At 51.7% G+C, this 13,943-nt stretch carries 10 protein-coding genes and 1 tRNA gene; 7 read left to right on the forward strand and 4 right to left on the reverse strand.

Going from position 1 to position 13,943, the window contains the following annotated elements; genetic code table 11:
• Window positions 1-144 precede the first annotated feature (144 nt).
• From ACSPJT_RS02625 to ACSPJT_RS02635, 3 genes are all read left to right on the forward strand, one after another.
• Entirely contained in the window at window positions 145-2,160 is a 2,016-nt protein-coding gene (locus ACSPJT_RS02625; RefSeq protein ID WP_435894818.1) for an ATP-binding protein, read from the forward strand.
• Between the two features lie 239 nt (window positions 2,161-2,399).
• On the forward strand, window positions 2,400-3,002 hold the full coding sequence (locus ACSPJT_RS02630; RefSeq protein ID WP_435894819.1) for a Panacea domain-containing protein: 603 nt from the start codon (window positions 2,400-2,402) through the stop codon (window positions 3,000-3,002).
• A 14-nt stretch (window positions 3,003-3,016) separates the two neighbouring features.
• Window positions 3,017-3,451, forward strand: a complete 435-nt coding sequence (locus ACSPJT_RS02635) for a hypothetical protein (RefSeq protein ID WP_435894820.1) — start codon at window positions 3,017-3,019, stop codon at window positions 3,449-3,451.
• 3 nt (window positions 3,452-3,454) lie between these two features.
• Here the strand turns inward: ACSPJT_RS02635 and rtcR are convergent, their stop codons facing one another.
• The gene (gene rtcR, locus ACSPJT_RS02640; protein ID WP_435894821.1) at window positions 3,455-5,038 is read right to left on the reverse strand and encodes an RNA repair transcriptional activator RtcR; all 1,584 of its coding nucleotides are present in this window, start codon (window positions 5,036-5,038) and stop codon (window positions 3,455-3,457) included.
• Window positions 5,039-5,241: 203 nt separating this feature from the next.
• Here rtcR and ACSPJT_RS02645 point away from each other — a divergent pair, with 203 nt between their 5' ends.
• From ACSPJT_RS02645 to rtcA, 4 genes are all read left to right on the forward strand, one after another.
• A complete protein-coding gene (locus ACSPJT_RS02645) occupies window positions 5,242-6,837 on the forward strand; it encodes a vWA domain-containing protein (RefSeq protein ID WP_435894822.1) in 1,596 nt (531 codons plus the stop codon).
• A 140-nt stretch (window positions 6,838-6,977) separates the two neighbouring features.
• Window positions 6,978-7,044 (forward strand) — tRNA-Tyr (locus ACSPJT_RS02650).
• Window positions 7,045-7,459: 415 nt separating this feature from the next.
• The gene (locus tag ACSPJT_RS02655) at window positions 7,460-8,941 is read left to right on the forward strand and encodes an RtcB family protein (protein WP_435894823.1); all 1,482 of its coding nucleotides are present in this window, start codon (window positions 7,460-7,462) and stop codon (window positions 8,939-8,941) included.
• Window positions 8,942-8,995: 54 nt separating this feature from the next.
• Window positions 8,996-10,009, forward strand: coding sequence for an RNA 3'-terminal phosphate cyclase (rtcA, locus tag ACSPJT_RS02660; protein ID WP_435894824.1), 1,014 nt, complete (start codon window positions 8,996-8,998; stop codon window positions 10,007-10,009).
• 174 nt (window positions 10,010-10,183) lie between these two features.
• Here rtcA and ACSPJT_RS02665 read toward each other — a convergent pair whose 3' ends face one another.
• The 3 genes from ACSPJT_RS02665 to ACSPJT_RS02675 are packed head-to-tail and all read right to left on the reverse strand — an operon-like array spanning window position 10,184 to window position 13,654.
• Window positions 10,184-10,642 carry a hypothetical protein gene (locus tag ACSPJT_RS02665; RefSeq protein WP_435894825.1) on the reverse strand — a complete coding sequence of 153 codons (459 nt, stop codon included), beginning with the start codon at window positions 10,640-10,642 and terminating at the stop codon, window positions 10,184-10,186.
• Window positions 10,643-10,702: 60 nt separating this feature from the next.
• Window positions 10,703-11,755 (reverse strand): ABC transporter permease, encoded by a 1,053-nt coding sequence (locus ACSPJT_RS02670; protein ID WP_435894826.1) that lies wholly within the window; start codon window positions 11,753-11,755, stop codon window positions 10,703-10,705.
• Window positions 11,756-11,797: 42 nt separating this feature from the next.
• On the reverse strand, window positions 11,798-13,654 hold the full coding sequence (locus ACSPJT_RS02675) for a vanadium-dependent haloperoxidase (RefSeq protein ID WP_435894827.1): 1,857 nt from the start codon (window positions 13,652-13,654) through the stop codon (window positions 11,798-11,800).
• Window positions 13,655-13,943: the final 289 nt, after the last annotated feature.

Here is a 13,943-nt window from a genome sequence, read left to right on the forward strand (position 1 = left end):
TGATGCCGATCAGCGCTATCAACGATTGCCCATGATAGCTGCCTCACACTTGTTATCCCTTGATGGCAACGGTGACTACTGCTAGAAAATCATGTCGGTGCCTCGGATGTACGAAATCCGCCAATCCTAAAAACACAAATCTGCATGCCTGAAACAACTAAGAACGGTGTTATTTCACTGACCGTCGAAAAAGACTTCCTGCAACGAGTTAGCTCTACAGGAGCGATAAAAGCTCTTGCTGAACTAATTTGGAACGGCCTAGATTCAGGCTCGGACTCGGTCCAAGTGGAATTCTCAAAAAACAAGCTTGGAGCGATTGATGAAATCCGAGTCATTGATCAAGGCTCTGGCATTTCTTACGAAGATTCCGAATTATTTTTTGGTAAACTTGGCGACTCTTGGAAGAAGAACCACGGAAAGGTTAACGGCCGAGCATTACACGGTAAAAATGGTCAAGGCCGCCTCCACGCATTTGCATTAGGTAGCCGTGTCGCGTGGAAGACAACTTATAAGGTAAAGGATTCATTCAATAGCTATCAAATCGTAGGTGATGCCAGTTCCCTCAACCGCATGCATGCAACTACCCCCAAGGAAACTAATAAATCCCACCTAGGAACTATAGTTGTTATTTCAGGCATCAGTGAAGGGTTGGGAGCACTGACTTCGGACAAAGCACCAACTGAGTTTGCCAAGCTTTTTGCAGCTTACTTAAGTCAATACCCTCAAGTTTCAATTATACTAGATGGTGAAACTATTGACCCTGCAAGTATTCAAAGGAAAAAAGAGGACCGTTTTATCAAGGGGATAACCCTTGCCAATGGTAATAAAGTGGATGCCATGGTGACTATAATTGAATGGGCTGTTCCAACACCACGTGCAATTCATCTCTGTGACAAAGCAGGGGTCTCTCTCCACACGACGGATGCAGGTATCCAGGCTCCAGGATTCCAATTTACTGCATACGTAAATTGCGACCATTTTCGAGAACTCGACAAGGAGAACCTCCTATCAATGGATGATCTCGTCCCAGACGTTAATTGCATTCTGAATAGCGCTCGAAACGAGTTACGAGGTTACTTTCGAAAGCGAGCGGCAGAACGAGCTAGATCTCTAGTCCAAAGATGGAAAACTGAAAAAATTTACCCCTACGAGGATCAAGGCGCGATTACCGCTGTCGAGGAAACTGAGCGTCAAGTTTTTGATATTCTCGGTGTGACATTGGAAGAATATCTCCCAAAATTCGAAGAAGCTGATCATAACGCCAGAAAATTCACATTTCTTCTTCTCGCGCAAGCTCTTCGAGACAACCCCAGTTCCGTTAGGAAGATTATTACAGACGTATTATCTCTGAAACAAGATGAACAAGACGAATTGGCTGAACTCCTAGAAGAAACCCCTCTATCTAACATTATCAGTTCGGCCAGCATTGTAGCAAACCGTCTAAACTTTCTAGTAGCACTCGAAAACCTACTGTTTGATAAGACAACTAAGAAAAAATTATTAGAACGTGACCAGTTACACAAAATCCTTGAAACTGAGTCGTGGATCTTCGACGACAACTTTACACTGGCTGGTAGTGAAAAAACTCTAGAAGACGTGCTTAAAATCCACCTCAGTGAGCTGGGCAAACGAAAGGATTCGGATGTTGAGGACAAACCGGTGCTACGGGAAGACGACCAACAAGGCAGAGTTGACCTAATGTTAAGTCGAACAATTCAACCGCGAGAAGACGAGTATGACCATTTGGTCGTAGAACTAAAACGACCATCACAAAAAATCTCATCGAAAGTTCTAGGACAAATTGAGAGCTACGCGATCGCCGTCGCTAAAGACCCTAGGTTCCTAACAGAAAAAACGCGTTGGAAGTTCATCGCTATATCCAACGATATGGACGAGCACGCAAAAAGAAAAGCGCGACAGCGTGATAAGCCTCGGGGAATGGTTTTTGATGACGGTGAATTAAATATCGAGGTTTGGGCATTTGAATGGACTGAGATCATCGCTAATGCCCGGACACGGCTTCAATTCATCAACCAATCCCTCGACTACAAAGCGACCAGGGATAGTTCTCGAGCATACCTAGAGAAAGCACATGCCAAATTCCTTCCCGCCACAAATCAAGAAGACCAGAAGGACACTGACGAGGAGTCACCTCAATAACCAAATTTGTATGGTAATGAGTGTCACAAAGGAATCCATTCCATGGCTCACTATACAGCCCTAAAAACACCTGTCGTCCGACACTCAAAGCCCCACTTAGCTAAATAAAGGCATATCGATTAACAATTGATAGTGGATTTTAGCCCACTTATCTCGACTTGCTAATTCGTCACACTCACATATACTCTCTTGAACAGTGAGAGCGATCCCCTTGCTCTCATGTATATGCTAGGACTGCCATGCAACTCTCCTTTTCCCATAAAAAGGCTACCCAAGCGTTGAACTTCTTCGCTCGTGCTGCAGGTGGAAAGATCAACAAAATGAAGGCTCTCAAGCTGATCTATTTTGCAGATCGCTATCACCTCCGCAGTTACGGTCGCCCGATTACCAACGACACTTACTTCGCCATGAAGTTTGGTCCGGTGGCGTCGCAGTGCCTCAACCTTCTCAACGAAAACGAAGACTACACGGCACCGGAGGAAAACAAATACCGCCAAGCATTTCTCGAACGGGAAAACAATGAGCACTACGCATCCAAGGCAGCCGTCAATGAGACGGTGCTCTCTCAGACCGATCTTGAATCTCTGAACTACGCTTGGGAAAATTACAAAGACAAGGACCAGTTCGAACTCGCCGAGGAAACCCACCGGTTTCCTGAATGGCAACAGCACAAAGCTGCCTTGGATTCCGAACTGGCTACCCGGAGATTTATGAGCTATCTTGATTTCCTGGAAAACCCTGAACAGGGAGTGGAAAAACTTCCCCTGCTCACCGAGGAGATCAAAGAAGATTTGGCTGAGGAACTGCATTCTCTCCAAGCTGTGGAAAGTATCTGGAGTTAATTTTTTCTGGAGACGTGCAATTACCCATTGAGCTGAAATTCATTCGTCAAGGGGCGGTTTTTTACATGGTGGATCGGCGGTTGTCGTCTACAGAGCCTCACTACTTCATCGTTCTCAATCGAGATCCATACGGCGACAAGCTACTCCTACTCGCAGTGGCGTCTTCACAAGTCGAGAAGGTGCGCGCACGCCGTAAGCGTAAGAGCTTGCCTCCCGAAACCGTCGTGGAAATCAGCCCAAGCGACTATCAGGACTTCAAGGTAGATAGCTGCGTCAACTGCAACACGGTCTTCACCAAGTCCCTTGTCGAACTAGCAGATCAATGGAAACGCAAAGAGATCCGAGGTCAGGCAGACCTGGGCGACACGATCTTGCAGCAGCTCATTACAGGCATCATGGCGAGTCCTATGATCCCCGAAGAGGAAAAGAAACTGGTTTCAGACTGCTAGATTTCAAAGATCGCTAAACTGAAGCTCGAACTTGGCGAGATACTTTCTCAATCGATCCGAGTCATTGGAGGTCTTCTTTTGTTCACGTGAGACTGCAAACAGCTTTCTCCCTGCCTCGCTGATGTTTTTGGATCTCCTGCATACATCCACGGTGTAGGACAACTGCACGGCATCGAAGGGATCGAGTGATTGCATGACTTGAGGTTTCAGAACTTCTCGTAACTGAGCCGTATCGTCATCGGCACGGTGCCAAGAACTTGTCAGTCGCTCCGCTTCTTCCGTTACATCCTCGGTGCGGATTCTGCCTCTTGGTGCGAGGGTTGCCATGCGAGTGACGGCTGCGTTTAGATCGCGGAAGTTTCCTCGCCATTCAGCTTGTTCGCTTTTGGCGAATTTGAGAAATGACTCGCGAGCTTCCTTATTGAAACTCGCAGCACGTCCGTGGCTGCTGGCGAAGCGGTTCAGCTCGTAGTCCAAATTGGGTTCGATGTCGTCTTTTCGTTCTGCAAGGCCGGGCAACTGGAATGTCCAAATATTGATCCGTGCTAACAGATCTTCGCGGAAGTTTCCGTTCGCCACTTCCTCGCCCAGGTCTCGATTCGTTCCGGCGATCAGCTGGAACTTACTTTTCACCGGCTGATCGGCACCGACGGGTAGATACATGCCCTCCTCCACGGCACGAAGCAGCACGGCTTGTTCATCGCTGCCGAGTTCGCCGATTTCATCGAGGAATAACATGCCTCCGTGGGCCTGTCTCAAAAGACCTGGCCGATCCGACTGAGCTCCTGTGAACGCCCCTTTTTTATGACCAAACAAGGCACTCATTGCGGTATCACCACGCAGCGTTGCACAGTTTACCTCCACAAATGCACCGTCCAGGCCGCCGCGTTGCTGGCGGAGTTCGTAGATGCGCCGTGCCAGCTGGGATTTGCCGGCTCCGGTGGGACCTGTTAGTAAGATCGGTGCTGCCGAGCGCAGGGCGACGACTTCGATTTGCTCGATCAGTTTGTTGAAGGCATCGTCGCGTGTCGCGATGCCTGACTTCAGGAAATCCAGCGCCTCTAACTGCTCGGCATTGAAGCGGGTGGCTAGCTGGTCGTATTTGGAAAGGTCAAGATCGATCAGGGAAACAGACCCCATTCCGCTCTTCGACTTCCGCCCCCTAGGCGGCCCTGTCTGCAGCAGCTTCCCTGGCAGGTGCCGCGACTCTGTTAGCAGGAATAGACAGATCTGCGCCACGTGGGTTCCCGTGGTGATGTGTGCCTCGTATTCCTCAGTGGCCTGATCAAATTCATAGCCCTTGAGGAAGTCGTGTAGGTTACCAAATACATCTTCAAAGTCCCACGGCTTTTTGATCCCCACTACATGTCCGCGCACTTCGGTTTCCGGCGAGACCTGTCGCAGGTCATCCATCACGCGGTCCGCCAATTTCTGGTAGCGCGTTTCATAAAGCAGTTCATACCGTGCCACCGCCGATCCTTCTTGCGAACAGATCGACACCGTAGGACGCCACCGCTCCCAGCGTTCAGGCCCAAATCCCATATCCAGATTGGTGCCTAAAAAGCCAATGACCACACGTTTCTTCATGCGCTCTACATACAGTAATATTGTCTATCTTTATAGATAATTTTCTATTTTTTAACGACTAACATCAAGAACACAAACGCAACTCAAAAAACACAAAACCCCATAACATTCTCTATTTACGACACTTACACAACATCACCACACCCACCCCAAAAACTTGGCACAGCCCATGCAATATAGCTCTCAACCACATCAAAAACGACATGGCTAATAAAAACCTATTCACATCCACTCGCGGAAAAAAATTGCCGCACGCAGACAGCCACAACCTCGCCGGAGGTCGGGCCTACGCATTCACCGCCCAGCACGCCTTGGCCCAATATGTCGCCACCGGCTGCCTCAATGGAACTTTCTATGCCACCGCCGGTGAGCAGTTAGATAAGATCATCGAGCTTGCCGGACAGGTGGACGATCACTTCCTCGCCAAGACTGCGATCTACAGCCGCCGTGAAGCCCACATGAAGGACGCCCCCGCCCTGCTCTGTGCGCTGTTAGCGAATCGCGACGTTGAATTGCTTGCGGAGGTATTCTCCCAGGTCATCGACAACGGCAAGATGCTGCGAAACTTCGTCCAGATCGTTCGCTCCGGAATCACCGGTCGGAAGTCTCTCGGAAGCGCGCCCAAGCGTATGGTGCAGGCATGGTTGAATCGCGCAAGCGATGATGCTCTGCTCGCAGCCTCCATCGGGCAGTCGCCCTCTCTAGCAGACGTGATCAAGATGGTTCACCCGCGCCCTAAAAATGCGCAGCGTGAGGCATTCTACGCCTACTTGATTGGTCGTCCATACGATCTCGAGAAGCTGCCTGCCGTTGTGCGTGAGTTTGAAAATTGGAAAATCAACCGCGAAGGAAACCCGCCCAAGGTTCCCTTCCAGATGCTCACTTCCATGGAACTCGGAAAACGTGAATGGCTGACCATTGCCAAGGACGCTCCCTGGCAGATGACTCGCATGAACCTGAATACCTTTGCCCGCCACGGCGTGTTTAAGGTGTTCGGAATGACTGGGAAAATCGCGAACCGACTGAAAAATGAACGTCTCATCACCAAGTCACGCGCCTTCCCCTATCAGCTCATGGCCGCTTACCTCAACGCCGATGACTCGGTTCCTAACAAGATCAAAAACGCGCTTCAAGATGCGATGGAAATCGCCCTCAAGAATGTGCCTACGATCCCAGGAAACGTGGTGGTCTGCACCGATGTCTCCGGATCCATGCACGGACCGGTCACCGGTTATCGAAAAGGATCTACTTCGAAAATCAGCTGTCTCGATGTCGCGGCACTGACCTCGGCGGCGATCCTGCGGAAAAACCCTGACGCCATCGTGCTGCCATTCGAAAACGACGTTGTGAAAGTGAACCTGAATCCTCGCGACTCCGTCATGACCAATGCCGCCAAGCTGGCCGCCCTCCCATGTGGAGGAACCAACTGCAGCGCGCCACTGGCCTGGCTGAACAAACATCGTCGACCCGTGGACATGATCATCTTTGTTTCCGATAACGAATCATGGATCGATTCATCACGCTACGGAAGCTTCGGTGGAGGTGCTACGCAAACCATGCGCGAGTGGAACCAGATCAAACAACGGAACTGCAAAGCCCGCATGGTATGCATCGATATCACCCCTAACGGAACATCCCAGGCCAAGGAAAGCTCTGACATCTTGAACATCGGCGGATTTTCCGACCAAGTCTTCAAGACCATCGCAGCCTTCGCTTCGAAATCACTCAACCCCGATCACTGGATCGGAGAAATCAACCAAACCATCATCAAAACACCTATGAAGAAAATTGCTAACTGATCCCTGTGTGTGTGATTGCCCGTGCAAACGACAATCCGCTGGCGAATGCAGATCGTGACTACATCTTACCCTATGTTAACTGTCACATCGACTCCCTTGTCGCCAGCCACACACAGCTCAGCAACCTTTTGGAAATATGCGGCAAATGCCTGTGGAACTACATCATTGTAACTGACGAGGTTGTGGGTTCGAATCCCACCCGGGCCCACCATTTTTAAACTGTGGCCCGGTAGCTCAGAGGTAGAGCGCGAAAACGTTTCACTCCCCCTTGTTGCCGCATATTTCCATCACCCTTCACCTGGCGAATGCCGGACGAGACTACATGGTAAAAAACGCTAAACACGTTCATCTGGGTTCGAACCCCGGGACCTTCTAACGAAGTTAAAAAATGTCTCCCCACTTGTTGTCGCCACCCTAACCCGAATTAACCGAAAATCATATTACCCAATCTGGTGAATGCCAGAGGAACTACATTAATCCATTGGTCGCTGATTCAAATCCAGCCTGTCGCAGCATCTGTTTTCTAACAGGACTGCGCAGTAGCTCAGTCTGGTAGAGCAGTAGAATGTTTCTCAACTCCTTGTCACCACTTTTTAATCAACCCATACTCCACTACAAAATCATGAAAATCCATCCTACAGGCGAAGCCACCGGCTTCCTCCCCGCACGCGATAACAAAGGAAAACCGATCACCGTGATCGGCACCGAGGCGATCCGTGAAGGCTTCGGGTCCGAATGTCTCTCTCAAGCTCTCAATGCCCGCTCCGCTCCTGGAGTTTCCGAAGTGGTGCTGAATCCTGATGCCCACGTCGGCTACGGAGCGCCCATCGGCTGTGTCATGGCATCACCTACGCATATCTACCCTGGCCCTGTCGGTGTCGACATCAAGTGCTCGATGAGCCTGATCCAGATGAACGTTCCTCAGGAGGCGATTGCTGACAAAAGCACCCGCCGCGCACTGATCAACGCCATCTGCGAACGCACCCCCACCGGGGCTGGAAAAGGTCAACGCTCGGCGAAAAAATCACGCCGTATCGAGACCGAAACCGGCAAGCTCGCGGTGACGCAAGGTGCGTCCAAAGAAGTCTGCGAAGCCATGGGGATCCCACCCGAGTGGGCAGAGCGCTGCGAAGACAGCTTCCATGTAGGTCACGATCGATCACAAGCCGCGCTGGAAGACCGACTCGACCGTATGCTCTCAGGCGGCTACGCCCAACGCTTCGGCGGAAAGGTGCAGCAGTTTGGATCCTACGGCGGAGGAAATCACTTCGGTGAGGCCGAGGCTGTCAGCATCTCAGACACTGCCGAGGCACGTGCCGCAGCGGAAACCTTTGGCCTGTTAGACGGACACGTTGCTTTCCTCTCGCACTGTGGATCACGCGGTTTCGGTCACGATCTCGCCAGCTCGCAGTTCCGCACCCTGCAGAAGAAGTTTGATCTCTGGGGAACCCCCTTCCCAGCCAACGACAAACACCTCTGCTACGCGCCGCTGGGAACACCCGAAGCGAACGCCTACATCGATGACATGTCGCTGGGGGCGAACTTCGCCACCGTGAACCACCTGCTGATCAACGCGTTGGTGTTAGAGGCTTTCCAAGAAGTGCTCCCCGGCACCACTGGGCAGCTGGTTTACTTCATCAGCCATAACATCGCACGTCAGGAGAAGGTCAACGATCAGTTCCAGTGGGTTCACCGCAAGGGAGCGACCCGTGCCTTCCCTGCTGGCCACTACAGCCTGAAAGACACACCGTTTTCTGAAACCGGACACCCGATCCTGCTGCCAGGAAACCCACGCGATGGCTCGGTCGTCATGGCCGCCCTGCCTGGTGCGGAGAAGTCCTGCTACTCGGTGAACCACGGCGCCGGGCGTAGCTTGGGTCGAGGTCAGGCGTTCCGTTCACTCGATCAGAAAAAGGTCGATAGCGAACTTGATGAGCACGATATCCTAAGCAACTGTCGCGCTTACCCACGCGACGAAGCGCCCGATGCCTACAAGGACTTCAGCGAAGTTCTCAAAAGCGTCGAAAAAGCAGAACTGGCCCACACTGTGGCCAAGCTCGACGCCCGCTTCGTGATCAAAGACGCGAGCAAGGCGGATGATTAACCCTAACATGATCCGTCAGATCAGATCGATCTGACGGATCTAATATTTTTCAAAATGATAACACTCAACGGACAAAACGGCGGAGGCCAAATCCTCCGCACCGCGCTCTCACTCTCCATGGTGACGGGCGAAGCTTTCAAGATCTCCAACATCCGCGGACTTCGCAAAAAGCCAGGTCTCATGCGCCAGCACCTCACCTGTGTGCAGGCAGCAGCTGAGATTTCCAACGGCGCTACAGACGGTGCAGAAATAGGTTCTACGGAACTGATTTTCAAACCAGACGCAGTGCAAGCTGGTGACTATCATTTCAAAATCGGCACCGCCGGCAGCACCACGCTATTAGCCCAGACCTTGATCCCCGCATTACTCCATGCGGACTCCACCAGCAACATCGTGTTAGAAGGAGGCACCCATAATCCACTGGCACCCTCGGCATGTTTTATGAATGAAGTTTTCCTGCCGCAGCTCAAATCAATGGGCGCGGATGTGAACCTGACTTTGAAACGCCACGGCTTTGCTCCAGCAGGCGGAGGAATGATCGAGTGCCAGATCAAGCCTGTCAAAAAATGGAAACCCGTTCACCTAACAGAGCGAGGTGAAGAGCTTTCGCGTCAAGTCACCTGCCATCTGGCTCATGTGTCCGATCAAGTGGCCGAGCGCGAACTGTCGGCAGTTTGTAAATCGCTCGACTGGGATGATGACTGCACCAAAACCGTGGATGCCACCGATTCCTCAGGTCCTGGCAACTGCCTCTCCGTCAGCACAAAATTCGCCAAGGTCACCGAGATGGTCACCTCCCACGGTTCCTACGGAAAGTCCTCAGAACGCGTAGCACGCACAGCGGTGAAATCGTTCCGTAACTACCTGAACTCCGGCGCCGTCGTTGGTCATCACCTCGCAGATCAGCTCCTCCTGCCAATGGCTCTCGGTGGCGGTGGCAGCATGATCACCACCGCTCCCACGAATCACATGCTGACCAATATCAAAGTGATTCAAGCTTTCCTAGACGTGGCTATTTCCATCGAACAGGAAGGCGACCATTTGCATCACATAACCGTAAGCGGTTAGAGCCACGACGGTAGGGAGGATTGGCCGCAATCCTCCGGATCGAAGCGAATCATCTCAGATAGGCTAATAGAGAAGGTTATGGCTTCGGATTGGGGCTTGGGTGGGGACAAGTTAATGGCATTGCCCGGCTGATTGAGGCCAATCAGCCCTACCGCCAAATCAGCCCTGCCGGAATTAGCCCTGCTCGCGCTGGACTACGATGTGGAGGTTCTTGATGCCGTTGCGTGAGAACTCTTCCCAGTATTTTTTACTAACTGGTTCACTGATGCGTTTGCGTTCCTCATCGCTGAGTGAATTGAGATGACGATCGCCGAATTTTTTAACCAGTTCGCGTTCGGCCATGCGGGCGACGAGTTCTTCCCAGAAGGTTTCGTTGCGCATTTCATCGTAGCACTGTGCGTAGAATGACTTTTCCTCCTTGTCCTTGCGGAGCCTGAGCCGTTGGCGCTCGGCATCATGCTCCACCTCACTGCCTTGACCGTTGTGTTGCAGACGGGTGAGAATTTTTTCCAGTAAATCGTCGTAACGGGCCACTCCCTCGTCGGCTCCCGGTTTGTGATTCCAGAACGTTGCCCAGCAGGCCAGGGTCAACATTTCTGACAATGTCAGTAACTCCTCATCTGTGAATCGCATGTGCATCCGAGCTGAGAGCTAGCAGCGAGCCACCAGACTGGCAAACCCAGAATGTGTTGATCACTGCTGAGACTGAGGATCTGTCTCCTCACTCGCTATAATCGGAGCGGCGGGCAAAGGAGCCACCGGCTGCGGTTCTCCCGGAGCGCCCGGTGGAATATTTGGCTGCGGCGGCTGAACCCATTTGGCTGCTGTTGGGGTGACATCGGCAAACCATGCCACGAGCGTCATACCGATCAGACCGACAAACCCACCGTAACCGACCGTCATCGCAGTCGCCATTGCTACAACCAACGGGGTGAAAATCAGTAAACCAATCACCATCCAGCTAGGCTTCACCTCATAGTTATGCACCACAAGACGAATTCGGGATCGGGCCAAAGCAAGGCCAAACAGAGTGTAACACAAACCATAAGCCAAAGCATTGATGTGGTATAATACGCCGCAACTATTGTACTTACTGGCACTCCACATCAGGGGCGCAACACCGGCGATCCCCAGTGAAAAAAGAAACATCAGCATCACAATGATGCGACCCAAGATGGTCTTGAAAGACGATGCTCCGATCGCTCCAGCACAGATCACTGCCGACGCAAATATCACGGTCAGCGACATCACAATATTACGCCAAGCGTCGATGCCCCCGATGAAATAGCGCACGATCATGTAGGGCAACAAAGACACAAAGGTCACCAGACAAAGCCCCCACATGGCCAGAAACTTCCCCCTGACAACACGCCACCGAGTCAGAGGTGTCATCAACAGCAACTCGTGATTCCCCTCCTCCAACTCCTGCCCCATCAGCGCAAGCCCGCCGAGGGGCATGACGATGATGCAGATGATTCCAGCCACCATCCAAAAGGGACCTGAATTGAAAAACAGCGCCGGATTAAAGACACCGGTCATTTTCGAATAGCCTTCAACATCACCCATGTTGAACTCAGCTAACATCGCCAAGACAGCTAGCAACTGAATCACAATAAACGGCACCATGAACATGCCACGGCGTAGACCTTGGCGTAGCTCCTTCACCGTCATCGCGCCAAAGCGCTCAGGAAGGTCGTCCTTTAATAAAATCGACTCGCTCACTGTTTCGAGTGTGTCGTCAGCCACTGGATAAATCCAACAAAAAAGCGAACTTGAGAACGGAGCTGATCAAGGAGCTTGTCGGCGCACTCGATAGAAGCGGTGACCATCGGTAGCTGTTGAGTCAACTACCGTGGCTGAGGCGTCAGAGTATGTCTGGGGCGTTGTCAGATTCTGAAAGCTTTCGTCATCCAGAGAATCCGACCATTGAACCTGATAGATATAACCTGGGATGCAGTTCCATTTGATGGTGCGCTCATTTCCGTCCACTACGACCTCGCATTTGAAATCATCGAGTATCTCTCCGTTTTCATAGAGTAAGGCCTTGGCAACGGCGGCCTTTCCCACTTTGGACCCGACAATGCGGCCTGGGCCATCGTCTGCGGCGACATGAATTCCGCCATACAATCGCGAAATCCCGGCTTGGTCTGCAGCATCATAGTATGTTGCCCACTGCAGGGTGACATCCGTCGCTGGCCCTACTTCAAACTCAAGATCACCGGCCTGCACGGTGTGGGTTCCAAGTCCGCCGGGGAAATAAGCACTTCCGGTGAAAACGGTGAGCACTTCGGCGGCAGCGCGACTAAAGGTGCTATGCCCTGACACATAACCAGCAAAGGCAGGAGTGACAAAGGTGCTGCGTTGATAGGGTTTCCAATTATCTGCAAGCATCCAGCCCACACCACCAGCTTGAGAATCAGGGTGCTCGGGTTCTCCAAGCCATGCTTTAATGACTAACTGTCCAACAGGCAGTCCCTCATGCCTTTCTCCAGGCTGGCTGGAGGCAGCTGTAACCAATTCAACAACTCCTGGCTCCAAAGGCAGCCCACTTGGATGATAGTTAGGCTGATTACTGTCGCTGCTCTGACCGAGAAATCCGAGGTGTCGAATCGCGGTGATAGGACGGACATAATCATAATACGCCTTCACCCCCCAGGTCGCGATTGCGGAATCGTGCAGCGCGGCATTTAACGCCAAATACAATTTTACATCCCACTCAAGTTCACCCAACTCAGGACCCACACCTTGAAGTTTCCTACTGAAGTTTGGGTGGTTTTTAATCTCGTTGGCCAATACATTCCAGTGGCCAGGTGGGGTCTCGGAATGAGGTCCGTCAGCCCAGAATTCAGCGACTACTCGACCGTAATCAGCGTGTTTGACCAAGTTCTGAGCGTAAGGTTGCCCGGTGACAGGATTGTTTGGGTGACCGATTCCATCGTTCGTGCCCAGAGGATTGTTGCCGTGTGCTCCCGGAGAAATATCAATCTGGTCAGGGTTTGTCGGATCCAGAAACGAGCTGTAGCGAATGACCTCCATGGCGTATTGCTTGTAGTCCTCATCTCCGGCACCGCCAAGAAACGGTGGCGGACCTGGATCGATGGAAGTATACACGCCATCGACAACCTCCCCGCTCAAGGCAAAAGGAGTCACGTATCCCCAGTGGGAGCCCACAAAAACCTGAGTGGCCGATGTGGTTTGTCCATTCTGAGTCATGGCCACCTCGAATTTCAGTGGTTGCCAGCGATTTGGATCCGCCAAAGTTCCCGTGCCCGGTCCGGCCAAGTCCAAGGGTTCATTGAATGGCTGGTAACCAGTAAAATCATCAACATACAAATCTGACTCATTTGACTGATCGGAATTTCCAGCAATCAGCACCGCGATCGCCGCACGCGTGCCAACGGCCTGAGGGCTGTTACCAGTCGAAACAGGTGAACCTGTAGGATAACCTAACGAAGCCATCAATGTCTCCAAAGCATCCTCTGTGATTTCAGCATTCGTAGATTCAGAATATCGCGTAATCAGAACCCAATAGGCGGCATAACTGATTGCCTCATGACGAGCGGCTTCGATATCGGCAGCCGTTGCCGTCTCATTATGAAACACCCCCACCGCAGTTGGTGAATAAGCTGCCCACGCGTCATACATGGCAGCCGATAGATGATACAAATTGCGCGCATGGACTGTGGGCGCAGGAAAATCAACACGAATAGCCTCCAAGCATTGTTCATTCCATTCCTGAGCAATAGAACCGGCACGAAGAACAGCTCCGTCACCCATACTAGCCCAAGAAATTAGGCAAACTGCAAGTCCTCTGAGAATACCCCTAGTTGATCGTTTCATAAATATGAGAAAGTAGTGCCGAGACCCTGTTCAATTTCACCGTCATCGTCAAAGATTATTCAACTGTCTGGGTGACTGGCTCCACTCCAATACG

Source organism: Oceaniferula spumae, from assembly GCF_042849255.1.
GTDB classification, from domain to species: Bacteria; Verrucomicrobiota; Verrucomicrobiia; order Verrucomicrobiales; family Akkermansiaceae; genus Oceaniferula; species Oceaniferula spumae.

What these genes read in the sequence shown, in the direction of transcription:
- ACSPJT_RS02625 (WP_435894818.1), top strand. Translation starts at nt 145, where the DNA reads ATGCCTGAAACAACTAAGAACGGTGTTATTTCACTGACCGTCGAAAAA.
- ACSPJT_RS02655 (WP_435894823.1), top strand. Translation starts at nt 7,460, where the DNA reads ATGAAAATCCATCCTACAGGCGAAGCCACCGGCTTCCTCCCCGCACGC.
- ACSPJT_RS02645 (WP_435894822.1), top strand. Translation starts at nt 5,242, where the DNA reads ATGGCTAATAAAAACCTATTCACATCCACTCGCGGAAAAAAATTGCCG.
- ACSPJT_RS02665 (WP_435894825.1), bottom strand. Translation starts at nt 10,642, where the DNA reads ATGCGATTCACAGATGAGGAGTTACTGACATTGTCAGAAATGTTGACC.
- ACSPJT_RS02675 (WP_435894827.1), bottom strand. Translation starts at nt 13,654, where the DNA reads ATGTATGACGCGTGGGCAGCTTATTCACCAACTGCGGTGGGGGTGTTT.
- rtcA (WP_435894824.1), top strand. Translation starts at nt 8,996, where the DNA reads ATGATAACACTCAACGGACAAAACGGCGGAGGCCAAATCCTCCGCACC.
- rtcR (WP_435894821.1), bottom strand. Translation starts at nt 5,038, where the DNA reads ATGAAGAAACGTGTGGTCATTGGCTTTTTAGGCACCAATCTGGATATG.
- ACSPJT_RS02630 (WP_435894819.1), top strand. Translation starts at nt 2,400, where the DNA reads ATGCAACTCTCCTTTTCCCATAAAAAGGCTACCCAAGCGTTGAACTTC.